The organism is Candidatus Planktophila versatilis, assembly GCF_002288265.1.
Taxonomy (GTDB): domain Bacteria; phylum Actinomycetota; class Actinomycetes; order Nanopelagicales; family Nanopelagicaceae; genus Planktophila; species Planktophila versatilis.
In genome coordinates, this window is record NZ_CP016778.1 from 615,059 (window position 1) to 641,703 (window position 26,645).

24 protein-coding genes and 1 pseudogene are annotated in these 26,645 nt (G+C 49.0%); 14 read left to right on the forward strand and 11 right to left on the reverse strand.

The window, feature by feature from the left end; genetic code table 11:
• Positions 1 to 10 precede the first annotated feature (10 nt).
• From A1sIIB76_RS03115 to gcvP, 13 genes are all read left to right on the forward strand, one after another.
• A complete protein-coding gene (locus A1sIIB76_RS03115; protein WP_223298795.1) occupies positions 11 to 922 on the forward strand; it encodes a segregation and condensation protein A in 912 nt (303 codons plus the stop codon).
• Positions 915 to 1,481, forward strand: a complete 567-nt coding sequence (scpB, locus tag A1sIIB76_RS03120) for an SMC-Scp complex subunit ScpB (protein WP_095697000.1) — start codon at positions 915 to 917, stop codon at positions 1,479 to 1,481. Before A1sIIB76_RS03115 ends, scpB begins: the two co-directional genes overlap by 8 nt.
• A gap of 93 nt (positions 1,482 to 1,574) precedes the next feature.
• The gene (locus A1sIIB76_RS03125; protein ID WP_095697001.1) at positions 1,575 to 2,294 is read left to right on the forward strand and encodes a pseudouridine synthase; all 720 of its coding nucleotides are present in this window, start codon (positions 1,575 to 1,577) and stop codon (positions 2,292 to 2,294) included.
• A 264-nt stretch (positions 2,295 to 2,558) separates the two neighbouring features.
• Positions 2,559 to 2,921, forward strand: a complete 363-nt coding sequence (aroH, locus tag A1sIIB76_RS03130; protein ID WP_095697002.1) for a chorismate mutase — start codon at positions 2,559 to 2,561, stop codon at positions 2,919 to 2,921.
• 3 nt (positions 2,922 to 2,924) lie between these two features.
• Positions 2,925 to 3,995 carry a prephenate dehydrogenase gene (locus tag A1sIIB76_RS03135; RefSeq protein ID WP_095697003.1) on the forward strand — a complete coding sequence of 357 codons (1,071 nt, stop codon included), beginning with the start codon at positions 2,925 to 2,927 and terminating at the stop codon, positions 3,993 to 3,995.
• Positions 3,996 to 4,053: 58 nt separating this feature from the next.
• Positions 4,054 to 6,024, forward strand: a complete 1,971-nt coding sequence (gene der, locus A1sIIB76_RS03140; protein ID WP_095685201.1) for a ribosome biogenesis GTPase Der — start codon at positions 4,054 to 4,056, stop codon at positions 6,022 to 6,024.
• Between the two features lie 2 nt (positions 6,025 to 6,026).
• On the forward strand, positions 6,027 to 6,584 hold the full coding sequence (locus A1sIIB76_RS03145) for a CDP-alcohol phosphatidyltransferase family protein (RefSeq protein ID WP_095693614.1): 558 nt from the start codon (positions 6,027 to 6,029) through the stop codon (positions 6,582 to 6,584).
• Positions 6,585 to 6,603: 19 nt separating this feature from the next.
• Entirely contained in the window at positions 6,604 to 6,984 is a 381-nt protein-coding gene (gene gcvH / locus A1sIIB76_RS03150) for a glycine cleavage system protein GcvH (protein WP_095674784.1), read from the forward strand.
• A gap of 70 nt (positions 6,985 to 7,054) precedes the next feature.
• Positions 7,055 to 7,510: an FHA domain-containing protein gene (locus A1sIIB76_RS03155; RefSeq protein ID WP_095684685.1), complete on the forward strand. Its 456-nt coding sequence runs from the start codon at positions 7,055 to 7,057 to the stop codon at positions 7,508 to 7,510.
• A 44-nt stretch (positions 7,511 to 7,554) separates the two neighbouring features.
• A complete protein-coding gene (gene ftsR / locus A1sIIB76_RS03160) occupies positions 7,555 to 8,277 on the forward strand; it encodes a transcriptional regulator FtsR (RefSeq protein ID WP_095674786.1) in 723 nt (240 codons plus the stop codon).
• Between the two features lie 20 nt (positions 8,278 to 8,297).
• Positions 8,298 to 8,801 carry a bifunctional nuclease family protein gene (locus A1sIIB76_RS03165; protein WP_095697004.1) on the forward strand — a complete coding sequence of 168 codons (504 nt, stop codon included), beginning with the start codon at positions 8,298 to 8,300 and terminating at the stop codon, positions 8,799 to 8,801.
• Positions 8,802 to 8,911: 110 nt separating this feature from the next.
• Positions 8,912 to 9,412: a MerR family transcriptional regulator gene (locus A1sIIB76_RS03170; protein ID WP_095674788.1), complete on the forward strand. Its 501-nt coding sequence runs from the start codon at positions 8,912 to 8,914 to the stop codon at positions 9,410 to 9,412.
• 54 nt (positions 9,413 to 9,466) lie between these two features.
• Positions 9,467 to 12,325 carry an aminomethyl-transferring glycine dehydrogenase gene (gene gcvP, locus A1sIIB76_RS03175; RefSeq protein WP_095697005.1) on the forward strand — a complete coding sequence of 953 codons (2,859 nt, stop codon included), beginning with the start codon at positions 9,467 to 9,469 and terminating at the stop codon, positions 12,323 to 12,325.
• 11 nt (positions 12,326 to 12,336) lie between these two features.
• On the opposite strand, the gene A1sIIB76_RS03180 is transcribed toward gcvP, so the two are convergent.
• The 10 genes and pseudogenes from A1sIIB76_RS03180 to A1sIIB76_RS03225 form a co-directional block, all read right to left on the reverse strand.
• Positions 12,337 to 13,095, reverse strand: coding sequence for a polyprenol monophosphomannose synthase (locus A1sIIB76_RS03180; RefSeq protein ID WP_095697006.1), 759 nt, complete (start codon positions 13,093 to 13,095; stop codon positions 12,337 to 12,339).
• On the reverse strand, positions 13,092 to 14,408 hold the full coding sequence (lnt, locus tag A1sIIB76_RS03185; protein ID WP_095697007.1) for an apolipoprotein N-acyltransferase: 1,317 nt from the start codon (positions 14,406 to 14,408) through the stop codon (positions 13,092 to 13,094). Before lnt ends, A1sIIB76_RS03180 begins: the two co-directional genes overlap by 4 nt.
• On the reverse strand, positions 14,402 to 15,304 hold the full coding sequence (locus A1sIIB76_RS03190; RefSeq protein WP_095697008.1) for a 5'-3' exonuclease: 903 nt from the start codon (positions 15,302 to 15,304) through the stop codon (positions 14,402 to 14,404). The genes lnt and A1sIIB76_RS03190 overlap by 7 nt, the downstream gene beginning before the upstream one ends.
• The gene (locus A1sIIB76_RS03195) at positions 15,301 to 17,676 is read right to left on the reverse strand and encodes a DEAD/DEAH box helicase (protein WP_095697009.1); all 2,376 of its coding nucleotides are present in this window, start codon (positions 17,674 to 17,676) and stop codon (positions 15,301 to 15,303) included. Before A1sIIB76_RS03195 ends, A1sIIB76_RS03190 begins: the two co-directional genes overlap by 4 nt.
• A complete protein-coding gene (locus A1sIIB76_RS03200) occupies positions 17,673 to 18,539 on the reverse strand; it encodes a diacylglycerol/lipid kinase family protein (protein WP_095697010.1) in 867 nt (288 codons plus the stop codon). Before A1sIIB76_RS03200 ends, A1sIIB76_RS03195 begins: the two co-directional genes overlap by 4 nt.
• 16 nt (positions 18,540 to 18,555) lie before the next feature.
• Positions 18,556 to 19,371: a twin-arginine translocase subunit TatC gene (gene tatC, locus A1sIIB76_RS03205; protein ID WP_095697011.1), complete on the reverse strand. Its 816-nt coding sequence runs from the start codon at positions 19,369 to 19,371 to the stop codon at positions 18,556 to 18,558.
• Positions 19,372 to 19,405: 34 nt separating this feature from the next.
• A pseudogene (tatA, locus tag A1sIIB76_RS03210) lies at positions 19,406 to 19,558 on the reverse strand (Sec-independent protein translocase subunit TatA); the annotation flags it as partial.
• Between the two features lie 71 nt (positions 19,559 to 19,629).
• Positions 19,630 to 20,556: a helix-turn-helix transcriptional regulator gene (locus tag A1sIIB76_RS03215; RefSeq protein WP_190286256.1), complete on the reverse strand. Its 927-nt coding sequence runs from the start codon at positions 20,554 to 20,556 to the stop codon at positions 19,630 to 19,632.
• On the reverse strand, positions 20,549 to 21,487 hold the full coding sequence (locus A1sIIB76_RS03220) for a helix-turn-helix transcriptional regulator (RefSeq protein WP_095697013.1): 939 nt from the start codon (positions 21,485 to 21,487) through the stop codon (positions 20,549 to 20,551). The genes A1sIIB76_RS03215 and A1sIIB76_RS03220 overlap by 8 nt, the downstream gene beginning before the upstream one ends.
• Complete coding sequence (locus tag A1sIIB76_RS03225; RefSeq protein WP_095697014.1) at positions 21,471 to 22,322, reverse strand: tRNA (adenine-N1)-methyltransferase; 852 nt, start codon at positions 22,320 to 22,322, stop codon at positions 21,471 to 21,473. The genes A1sIIB76_RS03220 and A1sIIB76_RS03225 overlap by 17 nt, the downstream gene beginning before the upstream one ends.
• Before the next feature lie 60 nt (positions 22,323 to 22,382).
• Here A1sIIB76_RS03225 and A1sIIB76_RS03230 point away from each other — a divergent pair, with 60 nt between their 5' ends.
• Positions 22,383 to 23,138, forward strand: coding sequence for a RecB family exonuclease (locus tag A1sIIB76_RS03230; RefSeq protein WP_095697015.1), 756 nt, complete (start codon positions 22,383 to 22,385; stop codon positions 23,136 to 23,138).
• Positions 23,139 to 23,145: 7 nt separating this feature from the next.
• Here A1sIIB76_RS03230 and metH read toward each other — a convergent pair whose 3' ends face one another.
• Positions 23,146 to 26,616, reverse strand: a complete 3,471-nt coding sequence (gene metH, locus A1sIIB76_RS03235; protein WP_223298796.1) for a methionine synthase — start codon at positions 26,614 to 26,616, stop codon at positions 23,146 to 23,148.
• Positions 26,617 to 26,645 lie beyond the last annotated feature (29 nt).

Sequence of the window (26,645 nt, forward strand, 5' to 3'; positions counted from 1 at the left end):
TCTACGCGTAATGCGCTGCGATATGCAAGTAACGAAGTACTGTTCGCACGTGGAAAATACCCTGATTCCGGTCCCAACACCGGAGGCTATCCCGGCAGAAACGGGTTTTAACGTCCACCTGTCCAACTTCGATGGCCCCTTTGATCTCCTGCTCCAACTGATTTCTCGCCACAAACTAGATATCACCGAGGTCTCCTTAAGCCTTGTCACCGATGAATTCATCTCATTTATTCGCAAATTGGAGGAATCGGGCGAGGGCTGGCGCCTTGACCAGGCGACCGAATTTCTAGTTATCGCCGCAACCCTTCTAGATCTCAAAGCAGCTCGTCTGCTGCCTAGCGGTGAGATTGAGGATGAGGAAGACCTTGCCATCCTTGAGGCCAGAGACATTCTCTTCGCCCGATTGCTGCAATACCGCGCCTTTAAAGAGATTGCCGCCTCCTTCCAGGAAGCGATTTTGGCCGCTGACAAGTCCTTCCCACGTGTGGTAGCCCTCGATCCCGCTCTAGCATCACTACTTCCTGAAGTCCTGATCGGGGTGGGAGCCCAACGCTTTGCCGCGATAGCTGAGCGTGTGCTCACGCCTAAGGCACCACCAGTTGTGGCTGTGGAGCACCTTCACAGCGCCCTCGTGAGCGTGGCGGAGGAGTCTCGCTCAGTTGTCGAGGCGCTTCGAAAGTCACGAACGCTATCCTTTAGAAATCTCATTCAAGGCGCGGACTCCACCCTCGTTGTCGTGGCCAGATTCCTTGCCCTGCTAGACCTCTACCGACAGGGCGCCTTGCGATTCGAGCAGGTAATGGCGCTGGGCGAACTCCAGGTCACCTGGGTTGGCTCCGATGAGGGAGAAGTTCTAGCGACTAATGAGTTTGATATCCAGCCAGAGATTGAAAACGAGACAGAAGAGGGCGAAAATGTCTAATCCCGAGCTTCACAGTCCTGAGCTTGCCCGTTCCATCGAAGCGATTCTCATGGTCGTAGATCAGCCGGTTACTGAATTGACCCTTGCCACAGTCCTTGAGGTGCCGGTCGAGCAGATCGTCTCGGCGTTAGAGGCCCTTGTGCCGAGCTACTCCGATCGCGGGTTTGCCCTGAAGGCCATCAATGGTGGGTGGCGCTTCTATAGCCATCCAGACTTTAGTCCAGCGGTCGAAAAATTCGTTCTAGATGGCCAGCAGAACCGCCTTACCCAAGCCGCCCTAGAAACCCTGGCCGTTATTGCCTACCGCCAACCAGTTTCACGGGCTCGAGTCTCTGCTATCCGGGGAGTAAACGTCGAAGCGGTGATGAAGACCCTGATCACTCGTGGCCTGGTGGAGGAGTACGGGGTCGAGAACGAAACTGGAGCCATTCTCTATAAGACCACAAGCTACTTCTTGGAGCGGCTAGGCCTAAATGCCCTAACTGACCTGCCGCCGCTTGCCCCTCATCTGCCAGATATCGATAGCCTGGATGAGATCCTCGATTCGCTTACTGACTAGCTAACGCTCTACACTTCCGACTCCCACCCCTTAGCCAAGGCCTCGATGATCGAGGATTGTGCGGGGAGTTGACTGTCGAGAATGGATAGCCACATGGCCGAAATGCGCCTTAATAAGATTATTGCCGATGCGGGAATTACTAGCCGCCGCGGTGCCGATGAACTCATCATGGATGGTCGAGTCACCGTTGATGGTCACCAAATTAGAGAGCTCGGAGCTAAATTTGACCCTGAAAAGGTCAAAGTAACAGTCGATGGTGAGACAATTACCCGTTCTTTGTCTAAGACTTATTTAGCACTTCATAAGCCTAGAGGTGTTTTGTCTACCATGTTTGACCCGGAAGGTCGCCCTTCACTATCTGACTTTATCAACCTTCGAACCGAGCGCCTTTTTCACGTGGGACGCCTGGACAAGGACTCTGAAGGGCTAATTCTGCTCACAAACGATGGAGATTTGACCTTTAGAGCGACCCATCCCTCCTTTGGCCTTGAGAAGACCTACATCATTGAATTCGATGGAAAACTTCCCGTGGGAGTCGAAAAGACCCTTTTGAAGGGGGTCGAGCTCGAAGATGGAATGGGCCGAGTTCTGAGTTTTAACCACCTATCGCCACAATGGATCGAAGTCGTCATTCACGAAGGTCGATACCACATCATCCGTCGTCTGATGGAGGCAGTAGGGGTGGAGGTCCTTCGATTGATTAGAACCAAGTTTGGGCCTATTTCTTTGGGGGAGACCCTCGAGGGACGATGGCGAGATCTCAATAGCGGTGAATTGGTAAGCCTACAAACAGCTTTAGATATAAAACCTTAAGTCTATATAGAATCGTTTAATAGGTAAGTAGATAAATAGATACTCTTGGCCTCAGACTTTCAAGTATAGATATATCGATAATAATACGCTTAATCATGACCACAAAATATCGATAAATTGATAGTTTGTAATTCGATGGATCGGCTCGCTTGTGTTGACCTTGATTTTCTCTCCACTTGTTAGCGTTTAGTCGATAAAACGTTTAAAGTGCAAAACCATTTGCAATCAATCTCTTAGAAAATGAGTTACGGCTACACTTGCCTAATGTCAGTGCGTGCAATCAGGGGAGCAACCCAAGTAGAGGCCAATACGGCTGAGAGTATCTACTCGGGCGTGGTTGAGCTGCTCTCTGAAATTCTCAGCGCCAACGGGCTCTCTCCTCAAGATGTGATTTCTGTACTCTTCACCTCGAGCCCTGATCTCAATGCCGCTTTCCCGGCTGCTGGTGCGCGGGAGGTCGGTTTTGCATCAGTTCCGTTGATCTGCGCCGTAGAGATCGACGTTCCAGGGGCCCTTGAGCGCACGATTCGCGTGATGGCGCACGTAGAAACCGCTGCGAGCGCTGACTCAATCTCACATATCTATCTGCATGGGGCTAAATCCCTGCGCCGAGACATTGCCCAGTAGCTCATGAGCGCGAAACTTCCCTTTTCGAGCGTGGGCATTATCGGCTCTGGCCTGATCGGCACCTCTATTGGGCTAGCCCTCTCCAAAAAGGGCGTCTCGGTGACCATGCTCGATCAAGATTCGCGCACCCAGGGCATAGCCCAGGCACTTATGGGAAATCAGGGCGAGGAGATCTCCGGCGCCGAACTCGTTATCGCGGCCGTTCCTGTTTCAGCTTTCCCTATGGTCATTACTACTCTAGAAAGAGCAACCTTCAAGGGTGTATTGATAGACGTTACGTCTATCAAGATTAAGCCTTTACTTGAGGTATCAAAATCTTCTTTAAGTAGCTCGCAATTCCTGCCGACACATCCCATGGCAGGGCGTGAGTTCTCAGGAGTTGAGTCAGCTCGAGCAGATCTCTTCGAAGGTCGACCTTGGATGATTGATTCCACAGGCGTTGAGCAGCAGGCACTTGCCTGGGGTAAGGCTCTTATTGAGTCACTAGGTGCTCAGGTTATTGATATGCCGGCGGCCGATCACGATCAAGCGGTAGCGCTGGTCTCGCATCTTCCGCAACTCATCTCTTCACTGCTGGCCAAGCAGTTGGCTGAAAAACCAGTCAGCTGGCTAGAGCTATCTGGGGGAGGGTTGCGCGATACCACCCGCATAGCGGCCTCTGATCCGTCTTTGTGGAAGGAGATTATCGCCGCCAATAGTTCGGCTATCGCGCCTCTTCTTAAATCCTTGGCCTCAGATCTCAACACTCTGATCTCTAATATTGAAAGTGAAAACTTCATTGCAGGTGTGATCAAAGATGGGCAAGCGGGTAGAGCGCTCATTCCTGGCAAACATGGTGGGAAAGCGCGTGAATACACCCATCTGCCGATAGTCATTGAAGATAAACCAGGTCAGTTGGCTGCGATATTTGATGAGTGCGCAAAGGTTTCGGTGAATATCGAAGATCTCTCCATCGAACACTCTCCAGGTCAAGAGACAGGTTTGATTACTTTGGCCGTTTCGCATTCAGATGCTCTCACTTTGAAAGCGCATTTAGAGAGTGAAGGCTGGGACGTTCACGCTCCACGTTCGTAATTCACTGTATTGGGCACCTGCGCCTTAGAATGTAATCACTTATAGATGGGCTGTGAAGATGATTGTTGTTGCACTAGATGGCCCTAGCGGCTCTGGTAAATCCAGCACATCGAAGAACATTGCCATTCGAGCCGGATGGAGTTACTTAGATACCGGTGCTTTATACCGCGCAATCACATTCATTGCTTTATCGATAAAGAGTGATAACGCAAATGACATTATCGCTGCCGTCATTGATACACCTATCACTTTCAATTCAAATCCCAGAGATCCACAAGTCTTTGTTGGATCAACGAATGTCAGTGAAGAGATTCGCAGTCAAGAAGTAACAGAGAAAGTTTCAATTATTAGTGCTCTGCCACAGGTTCGCGCAGAGCTACTCACTTTGCAGAGATCCATCATTGCTAAAGCAGACCGTGGGATTGTTGTTGAAGGTCGCGACATCGGCACAGTTGTCTGTCCTGATGCGGCGCTGAAGATTTATCTCACCGCCGAGATTTCAGCTCGAGCAGCAAGACGAGATGCTGAACAAGACGGTGCGGCAGGGGGTGTTGACGCTGTTGCGCAATCACTCTCAACCCGCGATGAGATTGATACAAATCGCACGATTTCACCGTTATCAATGGCAACGGATGCGGTGCATATAGATTCAACTGAACTTACGCTCGATGAAACTGTGGAACGAATTTGGGAACTATTATCGCAACGTTCGCTCTTGGGACTTCCGATTGTTGCCATTCTTGGACGTCCGAACGTTGGTAAATCAACTTTGATCAATCGATTTATTGGTCGTCGGGAAGCAATCGTTGAGGACACTCCGGGTGTCACGCGTGATCGCGTGCAATACGAATGCGAATGGGGCGGTCGTCGCTTCATCATTATGGATACTGGTGGCTGGGAGTCTAAACCAGATGGAATTTCAGTTCAGGTGAGTGCAAGTGCTGAACTGGCAATGGGCGAGGCAGATGTTCTCTGTTTTGTCGTCGATGCCCAAGTGGGCGCACTCGATGAAGATGATGTATTGGTTCAAGAGTTACGTAAAGCGAAGAAGCCAACAATTCTGGTTGCTAACAAAGTCGATGGTGATAACGATGAATCTGATGCGCATGCGCTGTGGAATATTGGTTTAGGTGAACCGCACTTTGTATCGGCCTTGCATGGTCGCGGTAGCGGAGATTTGCTGGATTCAATTACCAAGCTCCTGCCTGAAGTAGGTGCGGCACAAGTACAAGATGGCTATCGCCGGATAGCCCTCATTGGTCGTCCAAATGTGGGTAAATCCAGTTTGCTTAACGCTCTGGCTGGCGAGAATCGTTCTATCGTTGATGATGTTGCGGGAACAACTCGCGATCCAGTGGATGAGCTCATTGAATTCGGCGGAAGTATCTGGAGATTTGTAGATACCGCTGGGCTTAAAAAGCGGGCCAACCAAGCTAGCGGAACAGATTATTACGCGACCTTGCGAACACAAACTGCCTTGGAACGTTGTGAATGTGCAGTAGTCATCCTCGATGCATCAGTTCCTATCTCCGAGCAGGACCTGAGAGTTATCACGATGGTCGAAGAGGCGGGCAAGGCGATGGTAATCGTCATGAATAAATGGGATTTGGTAGATGATGACCGACGCACTCAGCTTGATAAAGAAATTGAACGACATCTAGACCAGGTTGAATGGGCGCAGATTGTGAACGTTGCAGCCAAGACCGGATGGCACCGTGATCGACTAGCGCCGGCACTTCGCACAGCAATTGATTCTTGGGAACGTCGCGTTCCAACTTCCAAACTCAACTCTTTCTTGGGCGCCCTCATTGGTGCGACGCCGCCACCTGTTCGCGGTGGTAAGCAGCCAAAGGTGTACTACGCAACACAGGCCGGCATTGCACCACCTAAGTTCGTGGTCTTCTCATCTGGCTGGATCGAGGCTTCTTATCGTAGATTTATCGAACGCCGCTTACGCGAAGAGTTCAAATTCCCTGGAACGCCGGTTCAGGTGGCTATCCGCGTGAAGGAACGAGATAAGGAGGCGTAGCAATGTTGACGATTCCTAACGCGCTCACATTCCTGCGATTCCTAGGGATTCCGCTCTTCATCTGGCTCGCCTTAGATCAACGTGCAGATGGTTGGGCCATCCTGGTCCTGATGATTGGCGGCGCTACTGATTACTTTGATGGCAAATTAGCTCGCGCACTTAATCAAGAATCGCGCTTTGGCGAGATCGCTGATCCCACGATTGATCGTCTCTATATTGCAGCCACCATCATCGTCTTATACATCAGAGATGCGATTCCACTCTGGGTCATACTTGTCTTGGTAGCCCGCGATGTTGCGATGGCGATACTGGCCCTGGTGATTCAGATGCGAGGGCTTCCTACGTTGCAAGTGACATATCTGGGTAAGGCAGCGACATTTAATCTGCTCTATGCCTTCCCATTTCTACTTCTAGCGCTTAACCCGAATTGGTATGGCACCGTTGCCTTCATTTTCGGCTGGGCCTTTACCGGCTGGGGAGTGGCTCTCTATGTAGCCACGGCCATCGGGTATTTCCGGACCGGGATAAATAGCATTAGAGTGCGCCCAGAAGTTATCTAGCGGATAGTAGAGGCGCACGATGTCGGTAATTCCAGCAGAATTGCAGTACACAAAAGAACATGAGTGGGTAGCACCTACCGAAACTGCACTTCGCTATCGAATGGGCATTACTGACTTCGCCCAGGGCGCCCTCGGTGACATTGTCTACGTGCAAATGCCGAAAATTGGTGAAAAGGTCATCGCTGATGCGGTGTGTGGCGAAGTTGAATCAACAAAGAGCGTTTCCGAAATCTTCGCACCCCTTACTGGAACCGTTGTTGCAATTAATGAAACCCTTAGCGCCACACCAGAGCTGATCAACTCCGATCCCTACGGATTGGGATGGTTGGTTGAAATTGAAGTAGGAGCAGAGCCAGCAGGACTGCTTTCGGCGGCGCAATATGGTGCAATTACCGCATAAATCTCCGCTTGATTTCTCTGCCGCAACTCTCTAGTGTCACCCTTAAGTTGACATCGAAGGGGGTGAGTTCATGGCAGAGGCAGATTCAAAGCCTGAGCTAACCAGCACTCTCCACCTGGGACTTCGTCCCGTGGTTGGTGACTCTTCGTCAGAGCTCATAAAGGATTATCTAGCAACATCGTCTGCGGAAGAGCGTGCTGTTCTGGAATCCACCTTGGCTGGCGATGGTAAATCTGCAATGGTTCTCATTCATCGCGGTCCCGGACGAGGTGCCAGATTTCTGGTGACAGACCAGGGAGCAACTATTGGTCGATCAGCGGAAAGTGCAATATTTCTTGATGATGTGACAGTCTCTAGAAAGCACGCAGCAATTGAAAAATCAGATTCAGGGTTCATCTTTAAAGATACTGGAAGTCTCAATGGCTCATATATCAATAATGAGCCAACCACCGAGAAGCAATTATCTGTGGGGGATGAGATTCAGGTCGGCAAGTTCCATCTTTTATTTATCACAGCTCCAAAGTAAAGAGTTTTACAAGACAATTCAAGATCTACTAGGGGAGAAGTCAGTTGAGCGTTCCAGCACGGGCCTACTTAAGTATCGGTGAAGTACTCACTAAGTTGCGCGGCGATTTCGCCGACATCACGATCTCAAAGATTCGTTTTTTAGAGTCGGAAGGTCTGATTGAGCCCCAGCGAACACCCTCTGGATACCGTAAATTCACGACAACTGACCTAGAGCGACTTCGTTACGTCCTGCTAGCCCAACGAGATCAGTACCTGCCACTTAAAGTTATTAAGGAAAATCTAGACGCGCTAGATCGTGGTCTGCAGCCAGCACCTGCCGGAGGAATCCCTGCTCCGCGTCCAACACTTGGCCTTGCCACAGTCGATGGTGAATTCGCACCGGCAGCATTTGGCGAACAATCCGAGATGCGTTTATCTCGCGAGGAGCTGCTTGCGGCATCGGCGTTAGATGATGCCCAGTTGGTCGAACTCGAGTCATATGGACTTATTCAAATTCGCGGTCGTCACTATGACGGAGATGCCCTCTCTGTTGCCCGCGCTGTTGCTGAGATGGCTGGATTTGGAATTGAACCGCGCCACCTTCGCTCCTTTAAATCAGCAGCTGATCGCGAGATTGGATTGATTGAACAAGTGATCACTCCCTTTACTAGGCAAAAGAGCACGGAGGCAAAAGCTCGCGCCGAGGAAGTTCAGAAAGAGATTGCATCCCTATCTGTTCGACTCCATGCTGCCTTGGTACGTGGCGGCTTAAATCGTCCTCGTTAATCGCATAAGAATTTTCTTTGATGTTTATTCCGGTTGAAGTCGTGGGAGTGCGAATTGAGATGCCCTCGAATCAACCCATCGTTTTGCTTAAAGAGATTGAAGGCTCAAGATTTCTTCCCATCTGGGTGGGGGCGGTGGAAGCAACTTCTATAGCCTTTGCCCAGCAAGGGTTGGCAGCGCCTCGTCCGCTGACACATGATTTGATTCGAGATGTATTAGAGCGAGTAGACATCACGCTGGCATCTGTCCATATTACGGCGATAGTCGATGGGGTCTTCTACGCGGAGTTAAACCTAAGAAATGACAAAGGCGCGCTGCCGGCGCTCTCTGCTCGTCCATCTGATGCCATCGCAATTGCGCTACGTACCAAGTCAAACATTTTGGTTGATAACGATTTGCTCGATCAGGTGGGAATCGATATCCCAGAGCAGGTGGCATCAGAGGTTTCGGCAGCGGGGGACCAGGAGCTTGAAGCATTCCGGGAATTCCTAGATCAGATCAATCCGGAAGACTTCGCCGGCTAGATCAGAAGTCTCAACCTCAAGTAGAGGTTTGTTTCGTGTCGGTACTGACTTTCTAGGATTCTCAAGCGTACCCTTGAGGCAACCCCCTAGACGAAAGCGAGCCCCCTCTCGTGACTGAGCAAGAATTTGAAATTGGTTATCGCGGTGCGACAGCGTGTTCTGCTGCTGGAATTTCATATCGCCAATTAGATTATTGGGCGCGCACCGGTCTTGTTGAGCCTTCAATTCGCACAGCTACGGGTTCAGGTAGTGCACGTCTCTATGGTTTCCGCGACATCTTGGTACTGAAAATTGTTAAGCGTTTACTTGATGCTGGTGTTTCACTACAGAATATTCGCACCGCAGTAACTCACTTGCGCGAACGCGGTGTGACAGATTTAGAGCGAATCACTCTGATGAGTGATGGGGCATCTATTTATGAGTGTGCAAGCCCTGATGAAATTATCGATCTACTAGCTGGCGGTCAAGGAGTTTTTGGAATCGCTGTGGGCAAGGTTTGGTCTGAGGTTGAGGGTTCTCTTGCCACCCTTGCGGGTGAAGTAAACGGTGAGACTGTCGTTTCTCAAAATAGTGATGAACTCTCACTGCGTCGAAAGGCGAAAGGCGCCTAATACTCATATATTTCGCTCATCTAATTTAAGGCGATAGGGCCATAGATGAGTTGAATGGGTGGTCACGTGGGCGGTAGTAAAGGTTTTCAAGATCGACATATCGGCCCCTCTGGTGCACAAGAAGAGGAGATGCTCTCTGTCCTTGGATACTCAAATCTCAAAGATTTTATCGTCGATGTAGTTCCAGAAAATATCGTCATAGAAAAGAAACTCGCGCAAGTCCTGGATAGCGCGAAGAGTGAAGTTGAAGTCATTGATGAACTTCGCGCTCTAGCTTCAGAGAACGAAATCTTTACCTCACTTATTGGCACTGGTTATTACGGCACCATCACACCACCGGTTATCAAACGAAATGTTTTAGAAAATCCGGCTTGGTATACCGCCTACACTCCTTATCAACCAGAGATTTCGCAGGGTCGCCTGGAGGCACTCTTCGCATTTCAAACCGTGATTACCGATATGACTGGTCTTGCGATCTCTAACGCTTCTATGCTCGATGAATCAACCGCGGCAGCTGAAGCAATGACCTTGGCTAGACGCACCTCTAAAGCCAGTGATGACGCGGTATTTCTGATTGATCACAATGTGCATCCTCAAACCAAAGCGGTAGTAATTACTCGAGCGAAGCCACTTGGAATCAAGGTGCTTGAGGTGGATGTTCTCGCTGTAGATCCTTTTCTGAATTTCTTTGGAGTTTTGGTTCAGTACCCGGATACAACTGGTGCGATCAATGATTTCAGTGAATTGGCAACGCAGGCACATTCCAAAGATGCGCTAGTAATCGCAGCTACAGATCTGCTTGCACTCACCTTGATCACAGCGCCAGGGGAGTGGGGCGCAGATATCGCAGTGGGTTCAGCCCAGCGTTTCGGTGTTCCGATGGGATTCGGCGGACCACACGCAGGATTTATGGCGGTGCGTGCTGGACTAGAGCGAGCTCTACCTGGTCGACTGATTGGTCAAAGTGTTGATGCGCACGGCAATCCAGCATTTCGTTTAGCGCTACAAACGCGTGAGCAACACATCAGACGAGATAAGGCGACAAGTAATATCTGCACTGCTCAGGTATTACTTGCCAATATGAGTGCGTTCTATTCAATGTGGCACGGACCAAAAGGTTTGATTGAAATTGCCGAGCGTGTTCATGGATTCACCGCAGCTCTGGCAACCGTCGTGGAGAGTGTTAACAAAAGTTACTTTGACACTTTAACTATCAAGGTGGCTGATGCAGCAGCGGTTCATAAAATGGCAGCTTCCTTGCGAATCAATCTTGGAGTAGTTGATGCAAAGCATGTTCGTATTTCTCTAGATGAAACTATCACTTCAAGTAAGTTTGCCGAGATTGTAAGTATCTTTGGCGCAAAGGTCGTCTCAGCCCAGGGGAGTGGTATTTCACCGGCCGTTAAGAGAACCTCCACCTTCTTGCAACACCCAGTTTTTAATACCTACCATTCAGAAACTTCGATGATGCGTTACTTGCGCACACTTGCAGATCGCGATCTAGCACTTGATAGAACGATGATTCCGTTGGGTTCTTGCACTATGAAGCTCAATTCCGTCACTGAGATGGAAGCCGTCACCTGGCCGGAGTTCGCATCGCTGCATCCTTTCGCACCAGCAGATCAGAGCAAGGGATCGCGCAAACTGATTGCTCAACTTTCGAGATGGCTGGTTGAAATCACTGGTTACGACGCAGTGTCGCTGCAGCCTAATGCTGGTAGCCAAGGGGAGTTCGCTGGCCTGCTCGCCATTCGTAATTATCACGATTCTCGCTCTGAACAAGAGCGCGATATCTGTCTAATTCCTTCCAGTGCTCATGGCACGAATGCAGCCAGTGCGGTGATGGCTGGAATGAAGGTCGTAGTCATCACCTGTGATGAAGCGGGCAATGTGAGCCTTGATGATCTGAAGTTGAAGATAGCCGAACATGCAGGAAAGTTGGCGGCGCTCATGGTCACCTATCCATCAACTCATGGAGTTTTCGAATCTGCCATCTCTGAAATCTGCGCATTAGTTCACGAGGCAGGCGGACAGGTATACGTCGACGGCGCAAATCTCAATGCACTTGTTGGTCTAGCTCAGCCGGGAAAATTTGGTGCTGACGTTTCGCATTTAAATTTACATAAGACCTTCTGTATTCCACATGGTGGTGGGGGACCGGGAGTTGGTCCAGTAATTGCTCGTGCACATTTAGCACCGTTTCTGCCTAACCATCCACTTGATGCAACTGCGGGCCCTACAACAGGTCCAGGGCCTATCTCTGGTGCACCCTTTGGTTCGGCCAGCATCTTGCCGATTTCATGGGCCTATATCCGCCTTATGGGGGGAGCAGGACTTACTCATGCAACAGAGGTAGCAATTCTTAGCGCTAACTACATGGCAGCGCGTTTAAAGGGCTCCTATCCGATTTTGTATACCGGTGATAAAGGTTTGATCGCCCATGAATGTATTCTCGATGTAAGGGAGATAACCAAGATAAGTGGCGTCACCGTCGATGACATCGCAAAGCGCCTGATGGACTTTGGTTTCCACGCACCGACAATGTCATTTCCGGTTCCAGGAACACTGATGATTGAACCAACGGAATCAGAAGATATTCTTGAGATGAATCGCTTCATTGATGCGATGATTGCAATTAAGTATGAAATTGATGAGATTATTGAAGGTAAAGTTGCGGTAGAAGATTCTGCTCTGCGCCATGCACCTCACACAGTGGGGGCAGTGGCATCAAATGAGTGGGATCGCAGTTATAGCCGCGAACGCGGAGCTTTTCCAGCAACATTTACCGGACTTATTCCTGGTGAACTTATCGGCATGAAGGGCAAGTACTGGCCCACCACAGGGCGCATAGATGGGGCATACGGGGATAGGAACCTGGTCTGTTCCTGCCCACCGATTGAGTCCTTCGCGTAGTTGAATCTTCCTTACTTTACATAATGTAACTTATCGGCGTTAGGTCTCAGCCTGCGAGATAGACCCCAGAGCGTGGTCTGCCAGAGTGCTTCCACAACAATCGCCTTACTCATCTTAGAAACCCCGTTAATTCGCTCCACGAAGGTGATCGGAACTTCAATCTTGATTGCTCCAGCTAAATCACTGGCCATCGCCATCTCGATCTGAAAACAATATCCAGTTGCTGTCATATCGGTGAGATTTAATGAACGAAGTAGCGAAGTACTGTAAATACGGAAACCGCCGGTGAGATCGCGCAGCGGGATACGAAGTATTGCCTGGGCGTAGGCAGTACCTGCGCGAGAGAGTAATTGTCGACTCCGAGGCCAGTTCACAACCGAACCGCCGGGCATCCAACGCGTTCCAAGGACAATAGATTTAATCCCATTTGCAACTGATTCTGCAGCCGTAAACATTGGAGCTAGATCTTGAACTCGATGTGAACCATCTGCATCCATAGTAACTACATGGGTGTATTTCTCGTCCTTTAGTACCGCCTGAAATCCCGCATGATAAGCAGCCCCAAGACCGGCTTTGCCGGGCCTTCGGATAACACTCACCCATGAATATCCAAGATTCTGGGCAATATCTGCAGTTCTATCCGGGGAATTATCATCTAAGACAACCACGTCAAATTGATAACGATTTTGAATAGTGGCAAGAGAATTGAGTAATTCGACTATTGAAATGGATTCATTGTAGGTGGGAATCAAGATTACGAAACGACTCATGAAAGAATCCGATTAATCAGAGTTCGAGAATTATTGAGCACCAAAGAACCTACCAAAGACTCCTGCGTATTCTCTCCTGTTTGGCTTAACACTCGCCCATTATTATCTATAAAGGCGGACATTCCGACCGTGGAAACACTTAAAATAGCTCTGGAATGTTCAACTGCTCGTATGCGAGTGATGGCTAATTGTTGCGCACTTTCTGCAGTACCAGCAAAGGTGGCGCTATTAGTCTGCACAATCAACGCCTTGGAATTTTTAGCCATATCCCGTACCAGATCATCGAGGATGATTTCATAACAAATGATTGGACCAAGTTCAACGCCCGCTACCGTATGAATTACTCGCTTACTTCCCGGTATAAAGTCATTGACTTTTTTGGCCAGCGGACTGACTAGTTCAGCTAATCCTCGCAGCGGTATATATTCTCCAAAAGGCGTCAGTCCTCGCTTGATATAAACACTTTCTCTCATTCCATCCTCGCCGAAGAGAATTGAGGCGTTCTGCGGTCCATTAGTAGATTGTTGAACAACTCCAGCAATAATGGGCGTACTTAAATCACCCGTGAGGGCAGCTATATCAGCTTGAACTTCCGGAAATAGCCGCGGATCTATGTCAATAGCATTTTCTGGCCAAATGATTGCATCATATTGGTCTGCAGTTACTCGTCTTGTTACATCTCGATGTAGATCAAAGACCGCCTTTGCTCTGGAGTTAAATCCAAGGCCTACTTCAGGTGTGTTTCCTTGGATAGCGATGAGGTTTACTTCACCACTCCCCTGTGGATTTGCAGGAAGCAAGAACGCAATGATGAATAAGGCGAGAATTGCCGCGAGATTTTTACCGCGTATGCGCACCAGAAGAAGAGCTATTGCAAGTGTGAATGCGGAAAGAGCAATGACTCCCCCGATGGCGACTATGGGTAGCGCCGGTGACTCAACCTGACTAAATGCGATCCGAGTCCAACCAAAGCCACCGAAGGGAAAGCGGGAACGAATCTCTTCCATTGCGAGTAAGGCAAGGGCGCTCCACAGCAGGCGATGAGTGCGCCGATAGACCCAACCAACAGGGAGATAAAAAAGCGCCTGCAAAGCTGAGAGCAGTAACCATGGGATTGGACCCACGTACTTTCCACTCCAGTAAAGAACTATTGCATTGAGAATGAAACCGAAAGCAAGACTATGAAGCATTGGTCTGGAACTACTTCGCAACTTTTGTAGATATAGCGTTAGGCCAATAACTGCTAGATACCAGATCCCGATTGGCTCGAAAGCGGCACTAACAAGAAATGCGGCGAAGGCTATCTTTACCATCGCAGAGCCGATATCAATCTATCGACGCTAGCCCCTAACCCGTACTCCTCTTTGATGGCATAGATTGCAGATAAGTCATCTGGCTTAGCGGGAGTATCTATTTTCATGGAAGGAATGGCCACATCGCGCGCGCAGTTGACCAGTGTCGGTACAATCTTCAAATAGTCCGCTCCTTCAATAATTTTCTTGGCAAGTGACGCACTCAGTACTTCATGTCCAGCCTTAGCACCAGCCAGTGCATCTTCTACCGAAGCGAAATTGTTGGCAATCAGGGCTGCACCTTTCTCACCTATCCCCTTTACTCCAGGCAAGCCATCGGAAGGATCTCCTCTAAACATGGCAAAGAGGGCATACCTATCCCCTGGTATTCCATACTTGTTGGCAACCCAAGAGCTATCAACTAAGTCATGTTGCGAGATTCCTTTTGCCAGGTAAACAACTTTTACATCTCGTTTGTCATCAACCAGCTGAAAGAGATCCCTATCTCCCGTCACAATACGAATAGGGCCCTTTTCTCTCACGGCAAAGGTGGCCATAACATCATCGGCCTCATAGTCATCAACGCCGACCATCGGAATGCCAAACGCATCTAGTAGGTCCAGTAATACTGGAATCTGCGGAGTGAGAGTCTCTGGCTCTTCTTCCACTTCACTATCATCCTCAAGTCGATTAGCTTTATATGCAGGAAATAAATCGACTCTCCAGGATGGGCGCCAGTCTCCCTCTATGCAAGCAACTATTCGGTTGGGTGAATACATACCAATTAAGCGGGCGGTCATATCAAGATATCCGCGAATGGCGTTGACCGGCATTCCGCTCGGAGACAAAAGCGTGTCCGGCATTCCATAGTAGGCGCGATACCAAAGTGAGGCGCTATCTAGAAGCATGAGCGTCATAGCTCACCCAACATATAGGAAACAACACCGCGATCTAAACGTTTGACACCCTCTTTACATATCGGACGAAGATTCTCTGCGGCGCCACCAATCTGAGTAAGTAAATCAATCAATTGCTTGATGCATCGGACGAAATCACCAACCGTCATATCGGTGCCTTTGATAACACTGCTCAGTGAGTGGCCATTGGCCCAGCGATATGCGGCATAACAGAAACCAAAATCGGGCTCACGTTGGGTCTTCACATCAAACTCATTTTCAATATCCTCAAGTTCCACCCAAATCTTGGCAACAACGGCAAGGGCGTTGGCGACATTTTGGTGTGGCATCTTGGGGGCATAGTTTTCAACACTTCGACTCTCATAGATCATCGCGGAGGCAACCGATAAGAGTTCGACCGGAGTTAGATTTTCAAAGACTCCCCTACGAATTGATTCGGTGAGAAGCAAATCTGATTCAGCATAAATCTTTGCCAGAATCTTGCCTTGCGCTAGTGGCTTTTCACCCTCGATATAGCCAAGATGGGTCAGCACATTACAGATTCGGTCGAATGTCTTTGCAATCACGTGAGTGCGATTTTCCACACGAGAACGTAAACCTTCAGATTCCCTGTTCAATCTATCGGCGCGTTCGGCAAATCGGGCGTGTGTTTCGCGATCGTTACAGGAGTGGCAGGGATGGGCACGAAGTGCACGCCGCATGGAATCAAGTTCGTTCTCCATCTTTACTCTCTGACGTTGATCAAAGGTGCGCCGACCATCTCGTTTGCTCAGCAATCGCTCTAGTTCCTTAATATCGATTCGAGTGCGGGCATACTCTGAAAAGTTCCCGAGATGGCATTGTGCAGACTCATCTTGCTCTGCTGCAGCAGAATCATTCTTTCGTATCTGTCTGACTAATCCAATAACTGCTCGGTCTGCTTGGAACTGGGCAAAGGATGACTCCAGACTTCCTCGCGCACGTTCTCTTCCAAAACGGGCGATGAGATTAATCGACATGTTGTAGGTGGGAGTAAAGGAAGAACGAAGTGGATATGTTCGAGTTGAAGCTAGCCCCGCTGCGGTAGCAGAATCTACAGTTGGAGACCACTGCACAACGGCGTTACCTTCAATATCAATTCCGCGACGACCTGCTCGACCAGTGAGCTGGGTGTACTCCCCGGGTGTAATCGAAACGTGTGCCTCACCATTCCACTTCGTGAGCTTTTCTAAGACAACGGTGCGCGCTGGCATATTAATTCCAAGTGCCAAGGTTTCAGTAGCAAAGACCGCCTTGACCAGACCACGCTTAAAAAGATCTTCTACCGCGCCCTTAAAGCTAGGCAACATACCTGCATGGTGGGCAGCGATTCCACGTTCGAGTGCGGTGAGCCAATCGCGATAACCTAAAACTTCTAAATCCTCTTCGGCTAGGTTCTGCGTGTAACGCTGGGCGGTTGCAACAATTTCTATCCGCTCTTCAGTAGTTGTTAACTTCACTCCCTCATTCAGGCACTGCTTAACCGCAGCATCACAGCCGACACGGGAGAAGATGAAGGTAATTGCAGGCAATAAGTTCTCTCGCTGAAGCTTCTCGATAATTTCAGCACGTGATAATCGACTTTCACTATCGTTAAATCTATCGCGCCGTCCTCTGGGTGCTTTGGTCCGTCGTAGCGCTTCTCGCTCAAGACCTAAAATCTCAGGATTGATTCTTCCTGGTTCGTTAAAGAGATCAATCATCCGATCGCCAATAAGTACATGTTGATAGAGCGGGATGGGTCTGATTTCACTGACTATCACCTCGGTGGCGCCACGTATCTCACCGAGCCATTCGCCAAATTCTTCAGCATTGGAGACAGTCGCAGAAAGTGAGACCACCTGCACGCTCTCCATGAGGTGAATAAGAACTTCTTCCCACACCGCTCCGCGAAACTTATCGGCTAAATAATGCACCTCATCCATCACTACTGATCCAAGATTGGTGAGCGTAGATGAGTTCGCATAAAGCATGTTTCGAAGGACTTCAGTGGTCATCACCAAGATGTCAGCTTCCGAGTTGATGTTTGTATCACCGGTCAGAAGACCCACACGGTGTTCACCAAAACGTTCTTGAAACTCAGCAAACTTCTGGTTTGAAAGAGCTTTTATGGGTGTTGTATAAAAACATTTCCTTCCGCGAGCCAGTGAACTAAAAGCTGCAAACTCTCCTACTACCGTCTTGCCGGCTCCGGTTGGCGCTGCCACGAGTACACCCTTGCCATCTTCAACGGCTTGACAAGCGGTAATCTGAAATTCATCAAAACCGAAATCAAACTGCTCAATGAATTGGGTTGTGAGGGGGTGAGTCCCTCGCTTCTTGGCGGCTGCGTATTGCTCCGCCGGCGTGGTCATAGGGGCCATGTTAGTCCAGCACCTGCGATACATTGCGCCGAAACTGGAACTGGACCTATTCGCTCGCCGTCGGCGTATGCAATTGCATCAGCGTTGAGTTCGATCTTCTTGGTGCGAAATATCTCAACGGCTGGATGTGTGATGTGAGAGCCGGAAAACACTTTCGGGAATACCTTTATGAACTCCAACTTACTCACAGGTTTCAGAATCATCACATCAAAGAGGCCATCATCGAGTTTTGCATGCGGGCAGACAAGCATCCCTCCCCCATAGGATCTCCCATTGCCAATCGCAATCAACATCGCTTTGGTAGTGAAGGTGCGATTGTCGGTAGTAATCTCATATTCGATCGGCGCAAATCTTGGGAGTTCAAGGGCTATCGCAACGTTATATCGCTGCGGTCCACGAGGCCAGGCCATTGAATTTGCTTTCTCATTAACTACAGAATCAAAACCAGTCGAAAGAATTGCAGCAAACCATTCAGAATCAACATTACCTAAGTCAATCGGCGTTGCCGGACTACTGATGACATGATCAAGGTAATTTGTGGAATCTTCTAGTGACCAACCCAAAGAACGAACGATGTCATTGCCAGTGCCGGCAGGAATCACTGCAAAGGCAATAGATCGAGGAACTACTAACTGCAAAACAAGATGCGCAAGTCCATCACCGCCGATAGAGATGACACCATCGCATGGGTGGGTATCTAAAAAGTGCTCGAGCTCTGCCTTGAGCCCCTTTGCTGAGCGCGATGAGAAGACTTGATACTTCAACTTCCGCTGGGCGAAGTAAGCCGTAACTTTCTCACCAGCCAGCGCGCCCTTGCCATGTCCAGATGTTGGATTGATGGCTAACGCCCACATAGGACGAGCCTATCGGCTATTCTGTAATTGGGGTTGGTGCAGCGATCTTGGTACTGCCAGTTTCTACATCTTGAACTTTACTATCTCGCTTCTTATCTACAAGCAGAGCAATCCCAGCTGCCATAAAGTAGAAGAGAATTAAAGGAGCAGACAGTAGAGCCATACTCAATGGGTCCCCTGTTGGTGATAGGGCTGCAACCGCAAGACAGATAGAAAATATCCATGCGCGCCAGGGTTTGAGGATGGTGCGTCCTCTTAAGAATCCAATCAGGTTAAAGGTGAGTAAGAATACTGGTAGCTCAAAGGCGAGACCTACGAACAGAATTATTCGGAGAACGAAATCTAAGTAATCATCAAAGCGCACCAAGTTGCTCACCGCATCCGGAGTGAAGCCAAAAAGCGCTTGTATAGCTATGGGTAGAATCAAGTAACCAAGAGTTGCTCCCATAATGAAGAAAGGGGTGGCGGCTGTGATAAAAAGAAAACTATTGCGCTTCTCTTTTCTATGAAGTGCAGGGGCAATGAACGCCCAAAGTTGGTAAAGCCAGAATGGAGCGGAGACTATAACTGCAGTCATGAGAGCCACCTTGATCTGCAAATCTAGCGGACCCAAGACACCACTGATATATAAAGGCCCACAACTTGCAGCTCCTGAAGCTTGGGCTGTTCGCAAATCGCATACAGGTTTAGCTAGGGCAACGAGAATTGAATTGTAAAAATACCATCCCCCACCAAATGCCACGACAATTGCGATTGCTGAACTCAGAACTCGTTTCCTGAGTTCTCGTAGGTGATCGATGAGCGGCATCTGCCCTTGTCGTTTAGATGCCATCAGATTACTTCTCTTTTTTGCCGTCTTCTTCAATAACAGAATCGTCAGCCTTCATCTCTTTCATCTCACTCTTGAAGATTCGCATCGAACGGCCGAGAGAACGAGCAGAATCAGGAAGACGCTTTGCACCGAAGAGGACCAGAACAACAATAAGCAGGATGATGATTTCTTTTGGACCTAGATTCATATTGTGAACTCCTTAGCGTGAGATTTGAACATAGATTACACCAGGTATCTTTGAATGGGTAGGCGAGGAAATCACCCCTCATAACGGTTGAGTATCACTTTGGCTCTTTTGGCGAGTTCACTCCGGATCTCTGCTGGGGCGAGAAGTTCGATAGCGCCGCCAGATGCCAACACAGACCTTGCAATCCAATGTTGTGAAAACGACGAACTTTCGAAGACGGTTCCAGCTTCCAGGTTAGATTCTTGAAAGCGTTCGGCAACATCTCTAGTTGGCCTCAGCACCTTTACCGAAAAATCAATTTTCTCGGGATTAACAGGTGGCGCTGTCGAAGGCTTTTTCACCTGCGCTGAAATTGCTGCTTGAATTCTATCTATCCGGAAATGTCTGAAATCAAGGGCTGTGAAGCAGTACGCGTGCAGGTACAAATACCCCTGACTCTCAAGTATCTCTAGCGGAAGTACGACCCTCGAGGAGACTTCATCCTTATAGAGCGAGTGATATGAGATCTGCAGTCCACTGCGATGAGCTATCGCTTCCTTTACTGAAGTTGTTACTTCATGGCTGATATCACTTGATGCGGAGAGCGCTAATGGAAGATTAACAAGGCGGGCGATACGTTGTGAAAGTGAACTAATTGCTTCTATAAGATCTGTTCTTTTGGTCGAAATTGCAGATCGCAGGACATCTAAACCAAGAACGAGCGCTACACCCTCTTCGTGTGTGATGGATCGAGGCTTTGCAAGGGTTGGTGCATTTCTAATCGTCACGTAACCAGATTCAAAATCTAAATCCATTAGTTCTAGCGGCGTGTAGCCGGGAAGGCCGCACATCCAAAGTGTCGTCAAATCGCTGATCATTTGGTTAGTGGAGACCTCGAACACTTCGGCCAAATCAACAAGAGAAATACCCTGATGTGTATTGATATACGGAACGAGATCTAGCAATCGAGAAGTGCGCTCTAATGGGCTCACAGCATTCTTTGGCGCGTTCTTAGCCATGTGTCTCCAATATATCTTTGAGACTTGAAATGATGATCTCGCGCAGCTCCACTGGCGAATGAACATAGACATCATCTCCGTGCCAGAGGATCAAGGCAGCCAGAGTTTTCATATCTAGGATCGGAATCTGAATCTGATCCCACTCACCTTTCGACTTCGTCGATGATGCGAGAGCGCGCAGTGAGGTGCCTTTGCCGCGACGGACATCAATTACTGCGTCGATGTTCTTCACTGTTTCGAATAGACTCTGAGAATCAAAGTTTTCGGGAGTTTCGAACTTCTTAGGTCCTTTCTTCACGGTAAAAGTTCCGATTACTCGATCAAAACGGAAGGTCCGAACCTCCTCGATACTCTGATCTACTCCAGCTAAATACCAGTGGCCTGAGCGGGTTGATAGAGCTATCGGAACAATACGTCTATTTTCCACCGTCAAGTCATAGTTTTGGTAAGTAAATTCAAGAATCTGGTGCTCTGCAATAGCGCGCGTGATCTTCGGAAGATCTAATCCATCATCAGAGAAGAAGGGTATAGAGTCCGGCAAATTTGCTTCATCAACTGGTATTCCAAGTGAATTCAACTTAACCAGTGCGCGCTGCGCAGCATCATCTAGTGAAGCTCCTTGCCATGCCTGAGCGGCTAAGGACAAAAGAGAAATTTCAAGGGCAGTAATATCACCAAGATCTAGTTGGTATCTCTCCTGCTTGATGCGATAACCGGCCTCATCATTAAAGAGTGGGTCGAAGGAACCAACTTCTATCTCTATGCCAAGAGAGCGTAGATCATCTTTATCTCGCTCGAACATTCTCTCTTTAGACTCAAGACTTCCTTCATAGCCCTCAATAGTCCTAAAGATTTCAGATTTAGTAATGAATCTCTTCGTTGCTAAGAGCGCAATCGTGAGATTAATGAGTCGTTCACTCTTCCGTGACACCGTAAGCACCTTTTGCCGGACGTCTGCGGCGAGCCAACACTTCAACACCTGGTGCCATTCGCCTGCTTTGGATAAGGAAACCGGTGTGACCGATCATTCTTTGTTGCGGGCGAACGGCAAGGCCTTCATGATGCCAACCTCGAACAATTGTTTCTGAACTCTCTGGTTCAGTGAAGTGTCCGTCTGCTTTGAGTGCTTCCGCTGTTGCCGAAAGCTGGGTGGTAGTTGCCACGTAGGCTAGAAATACTCCCCCTGGACGTAATACCTCGGCAGCCATCGAAACGCATTCCCAAGGAGCAAGCATGTCAAGGATCACGCGATCATATTTCTCGGTAAAGATTTGCTCCTGGACCGAACCCACATCTAACTTCCAATTTTTAGGTGGTGCCCCAAAGTAATTTTCAATATTTGCTTGCGCGTTATCGGCAAAATCTTGACGGCGCTCAACTGAATGAACAGAACCATTCTCACCTACGGCGCGTAGAAGTGAGAGCGTAAGCGCCCCGCTACCCACACCTGCCTCAAGAACTCGCGCTCCAGGGTAGATATCTGCAACTCCGACAATCATTGCTGCATCTTTTGGATACACAATTGTGGCCCCGCGCGGCATAGATAAAACATAATCGGCCAGCAATGGAATGAATGCTGTGAATTTAAGTCCAGCGGTAGTGCTGACAACTGAGCCTTCGGGTAATCCGATGAGATCATCGTGAGTAATCCAGCCCTTATGGGTGTGCCACTCTTTACCAGGGGTTATCGTGAAGGTATATAGCTTTCCCTTGGGATCGGTAAGTTGAATACGATCGCCGGCTTTAAAGAACCCATGTTCAGACACAGAGGCATCTTAGGCGAGGAATGACTCCCCGCGCTGGCGCGGGCGGTATCGTCGGCGCCCATGGAGCAGTTACGTCTTTCCCCCAGCAGAATGAATGATTTCACCAACTGCCCACAACTCTATAAATACCGAGCGATAGACCTCTTGCCTGAACCGCCCAGTATTGATGCAGAACGCGGGAAGTTAATTCACTCAGTGTTAGAAGACATCTTTGAACTTCCTGCTTCGGATCGAACTTTTGAGAGCGCGGTTGATTTACTGCCCGCATCGTGGAGTGCGCAATTGGAGAAAACCCCCGAACTTGGTGCGCTAGTTCTTGATGAGAAAGAGTGGATGGACCGTGCGCAGGCGCTATTGACTAACTACTTCTCCCTCGAAAACCCAACAACATTTGAATCAACCTATCGGGAACTGCATTTAGAGCGAAACATTTCGGATGAGGTTTACCTCCACGGTTATGTTGATCGACTTGATATCGCACCCACTGGTGAGGTGCGGATTGTTGATTACAAAACAGGCAAATCTCCCAAGCCGGGATGGGAGGAGAAAGCGCTGTTTCAGTTACGTGTATACGCTCTTCTCTACTGGCAGAACCACGGAGTTCTCCCCCGCATGCTTAAATTGATTTACTTAGGTGATGTGAAAACTATTGAAAGTCAGCCGACCGAAGCACAGCTGACTTCTACTGAAAAGAAATTGAACAATATCGGCTCTGAGATTCTCACCGCTATTGAAACTGGGCACTTTCCCACACGGAAGTCTAGATTATGTGACTGGTGTTTCTTTAAAGCAATCTGCCCAGCACACGTAAAGTAGTCAAGAATTAGTTGGCGTTGAAGTACTTCGCTTCTGGGTGATGAACAATAATTGCCGAAGTGCTCTGTTCGGGATGGAGCTGGAATTCCTCCGAGAGTTCAACTCCAATGCGACCCGGTTCAAGTAATTCACAAAGTTGAGTCTGCTGTTCAATATCAGGGCAAGCTGGATAACCAAATGAGTATCGCGATCCTCGATAACCTTGATCCAAAATGCCCTGTAGATCTGGTGAATCAAGATTTCGCACGGACATCTCTTCTCGAATACGAGCGTGCCAATGTTCGGCAAGTGCTTCAGTGAGTTGGACCGAGAGACCGTGTAACTCAAGGTATTCACGATACTTATCGGCTGCAAATAACTCATTTGCGGCCTTACTCACTGTGTTTCCCATGGTAACAACGTGGAAGGCAACAACATCGGTTTTTCCTGAGTCTTTACTTGCAAAGAAGTCCGCTAAACAAAGTCTGCGATCACGTGATTGACGCGGGAATGAGAATCTCGTTCTCTCCTGACCGGCCAGAGGACCTTCATGATGCAAAATAATCAGGTCATTACCTTCAGAGACGCATGGGAAATATCCGTATACAACTGCAGCTTCTAGCCAACCATTTGACTGGACTTCGTTCAGTAATTGACGAAGACGCGGCCGACCTTCAGATTCAGCCATTACATCGAATTCTCCGCGCGCGCCCTTAAGACCCCATTGACCAACGAAGAGTGCACGTTCATCGAGCATGCCAAAATAGTCAGCGAGTGCAATACCTTTAACGATACGTGAACCGAAGAATGGCGCCTTTGGTATATCAATATCTATCGCAACATCACTTCGTTGCGTGTCAATAACTTTCGGTTCACTCGACTTAGCTACGGCCTTAACTTTTCGCTCGCGAAGTGCCGGCAGCGCCGCTCCTTCATCGCCGCGCTTAACAGCCATGATTGCATCCATCAGGCGCAAACCTTCGAAAGCATCTCGTGCATATCTGACCTCTCCTGGGAAAATTGCCGCCAGGTCTTGTTCGACATAGGCGCGCGTGAGAGCAGCACCCCCAAGAACAATCGGCCATTTCTGATCGAGTCCGCGACTAGTAATCTCTTCCAGATTCTCACGCATGATGACAGTGGATTTCACCAAGAGACCAGACATACCTACAGCGTCGACATCATGTTCAATAGCCGCGTCAATGATCTGATTGGCAGTCTGCTTAATTCCAATGTTGACAACTTGATATCCGTTATTCGAAAGAATGATATCTACCAGGTTCTTTCCAATATCGTGCACATCACCCTTAACGGTTGCCAGCAACATCCGCCCACGCCCACCGTCACTGGTCTTCTCCATATGAGGTTCTAGGTATGCCACGGCAGACTTCATCACTTCCGCACTTTGCAGTACGAATGGAAGCTGCATCTCACCCTTACCAAAGAGCTCCCCAACTACCTTCATGCCTTCTAGAAGATGATCATTAATGATCGCAAGCGGGGCAACCCCCTCACTCATCGCGGCATCTAGATCGTCAGTGAGCCCAACTTTTTCACCATCAATAATGCGACGCTCTAAACGTTGGCGAAGTGGAAGTGCGGCTAATTCTGAAGCTCTGATGTTACGAGAGGCAGCTAACTCCACGCCTTCAAAGAGTTGGAGGAACTCTTGTAGTGGGTCATAGGTGCAATTCTCGCCATCAAATACTCTCCGGTCATAAATCAGATCGAGTGCCACTTCCTTCTGGCGCGGTTCGATTCTGGCCATCGGCATGATCTTGGAAGGGTGGACAATGGCCGAATCAAGGCCCGCTTCCACGCACTCAGAGAGAAAGACGGAGTTGAGTACAACTCGAGCGGCGGGATTAAGGCCGAAGGAAACATTGCTCACACCTAAAGTTGTTTGCACATCGGGATATTCACTCTTTAAGGTGCGAATCGCGCTAATTGTTTCAAGTCCATCACGTCTGGTCTCTTCTTGACCTGTGGCGATAGGAAAGGTGAGTGTGTCAATCAAAATATCGCCGACATTCATCGACCAGTTTTCGGTTAAGTCAGCTATCAAGCGACGTGAAACACGCATCTTCCACTCAGCTGTACGCGCCTGGCCTTCCTCATCAATAGTAAGTGCTACTACCGATGCACCATGTTCTTTGACAAGTGGCATAATTCTTGCAAAGCGTGAAGTGGGACCATCGCCATCTTCATAGTTAACCGAGTTAATGACGCTACGTCCGCCGAGTGATTCCAGACCAGCTTTGAGTACTGCCGGCTCTGTTGAATCAAGAACAATCGGAAGAGTGGAAGATGTTGCAAATCGAGAAGCAATCTCTTTCATATCTCTAGCGCCATCGCGACCAACATAATCAACGGAGAGATCAAGCATATGGGCGCCATCTCGAATCTGATCTCGTGCTATCTCAACACAGGTTGCCCAATCTTCAGTAACCAACGCATCTCTGAAAGCTCGTGAACCGTTGGCGTTGGTACGCTCGCCGATCGCTAGATATGTTTTCTCTTGTCTAAAAGGAACGTACTGATAGATAGAAGAAGCACCTGGTTCAATAGTGATTTTTCGGGCATCAACTTTCTTGGCAGCCAATTTCTTCACAACGGCCTGCATGTGGGTCGGAGTTGTGCCACAGCAACCACCAATCAAGGTGATTCCATAGTCATTGACGAAGGTTTCAAGCGCAACTGCTAGCTCTTCTGGCCCTAGCGGATACTCAGCACCTTTCTTGCCCAGAATCGGAAGACCGGCATTTGGCATCACTGAGATTGCCACCTGCGAATTCTTCGAGAGATACCGCAAGTGCTCTGACATCTCGGTTGGTCCGGTTGCACAATTTAATCCGATGAGATCAATATCGAGTGGCTCAAGTGCGTTTAACGCTGCTCCGATTTCAGAACCCAAGAGCATCGTCCCTGTTGTCTCAACCGTGACCTGCGCGATGAGAATGACATCACGCTTAGCTTCTGTGATCGCTTGTCTGGCGCCATTGACCGCTGCTTTGGCCTGCAATAAATCCTGTGTGGTTTCAATCAGCAACGCATCAGAACCGGAATCAACTAAACCTTTAGAGGCGGTGTAATAAGCCTCTTTCAATTTTTCATATGTTGTATGACCGAGGCTAGGTAGTTTGGTACCAGGACCGAGTGAACCAAGAACAAAGCGAGGTTTATCAGAAGTTGAGTAAGCATCAGCGGCTTGTCGAGCAATGACACCGCCGGCGTAGGCCAGTTCATAGATCCGGTCTTCAATTCCATACTCGGCCAAGTTCGCCCAGTTTGCGCCAAAGGTATTGGTCTCAATGGCATCAACGCCGACCTCTAGATAGGCATCGTGCACAGAGCGCACGAGATCTGCGCGCGTCACGTTCAGAATTTCATTGCAACCTTCATGGCCCTGGAAATCTTCTATTGAGGGATCTGCAGCTTGGAGCATTGTTCCCATCGCGCCGTCGGCGATGACGGTGCCGTGAGCGAGGGCGCGCCGCATGAGGCCATCCATCAGTTTTTGAGGGCTTT

Bases quoted from the DNA above. Each gene is read 5' to 3' on its own strand.
- A1sIIB76_RS03115 (WP_223298795.1), top strand. From the start codon at position 11: ATGCGCTGCGATATGCAAGTAACGAAGTACTGTTCGCACGTGGAAAAT.
- scpB (WP_095697000.1), top strand. From the start codon at position 915: ATGTCTAATCCCGAGCTTCACAGTCCTGAGCTTGCCCGTTCCATCGAA.
- A1sIIB76_RS03125 (WP_095697001.1), top strand. From the start codon at position 1,575: ATGGCCGAAATGCGCCTTAATAAGATTATTGCCGATGCGGGAATTACT.
- aroH (WP_095697002.1), top strand. From the start codon at position 2,559: ATGTCAGTGCGTGCAATCAGGGGAGCAACCCAAGTAGAGGCCAATACG.
- A1sIIB76_RS03135 (WP_095697003.1), top strand. From the start codon at position 2,925: ATGAGCGCGAAACTTCCCTTTTCGAGCGTGGGCATTATCGGCTCTGGC.
- der (WP_095685201.1), top strand. From the start codon at position 4,054: ATGATTGTTGTTGCACTAGATGGCCCTAGCGGCTCTGGTAAATCCAGC.
- A1sIIB76_RS03145 (WP_095693614.1), top strand. From the start codon at position 6,027: ATGTTGACGATTCCTAACGCGCTCACATTCCTGCGATTCCTAGGGATT.
- gcvH (WP_095674784.1), top strand. From the start codon at position 6,604: ATGTCGGTAATTCCAGCAGAATTGCAGTACACAAAAGAACATGAGTGG.
- A1sIIB76_RS03155 (WP_095684685.1), top strand. From the start codon at position 7,055: ATGGCAGAGGCAGATTCAAAGCCTGAGCTAACCAGCACTCTCCACCTG.
- A1sIIB76_RS03165 (WP_095697004.1), top strand. From the start codon at position 8,298: ATGTTTATTCCGGTTGAAGTCGTGGGAGTGCGAATTGAGATGCCCTCG.
- gcvP (WP_095697005.1), top strand. From the start codon at position 9,467: ATGGGTGGTCACGTGGGCGGTAGTAAAGGTTTTCAAGATCGACATATC.
- A1sIIB76_RS03180 (WP_095697006.1), bottom strand. From the start codon at position 13,095: ATGAGTCGTTTCGTAATCTTGATTCCCACCTACAATGAATCCATTTCA.
- lnt (WP_095697007.1), bottom strand. From the start codon at position 14,408: ATGGTAAAGATAGCCTTCGCCGCATTTCTTGTTAGTGCCGCTTTCGAG.
- A1sIIB76_RS03190 (WP_095697008.1), bottom strand. From the start codon at position 15,304: ATGACGCTCATGCTTCTAGATAGCGCCTCACTTTGGTATCGCGCCTAC.
- A1sIIB76_RS03195 (WP_095697009.1), bottom strand. From the start codon at position 17,676: ATGACCACGCCGGCGGAGCAATACGCAGCCGCCAAGAAGCGAGGGACT.
- A1sIIB76_RS03200 (WP_095697010.1), bottom strand. From the start codon at position 18,539: ATGTGGGCGTTAGCCATCAATCCAACATCTGGACATGGCAAGGGCGCG.
- tatC (WP_095697011.1), bottom strand. From the start codon at position 19,371: ATGGCATCTAAACGACAAGGGCAGATGCCGCTCATCGATCACCTACGA.
- A1sIIB76_RS03215 (WP_190286256.1), bottom strand. From the start codon at position 20,556: ATGGCTAAGAACGCGCCAAAGAATGCTGTGAGCCCATTAGAGCGCACT.
- A1sIIB76_RS03230 (WP_095697015.1), top strand. From the start codon at position 22,383: ATGGAGCAGTTACGTCTTTCCCCCAGCAGAATGAATGATTTCACCAAC.
- metH (WP_223298796.1), bottom strand. From the start codon at position 26,616: ATGCGGCGCGCCCTCGCTCACGGCACCGTCATCGCCGACGGCGCGATG.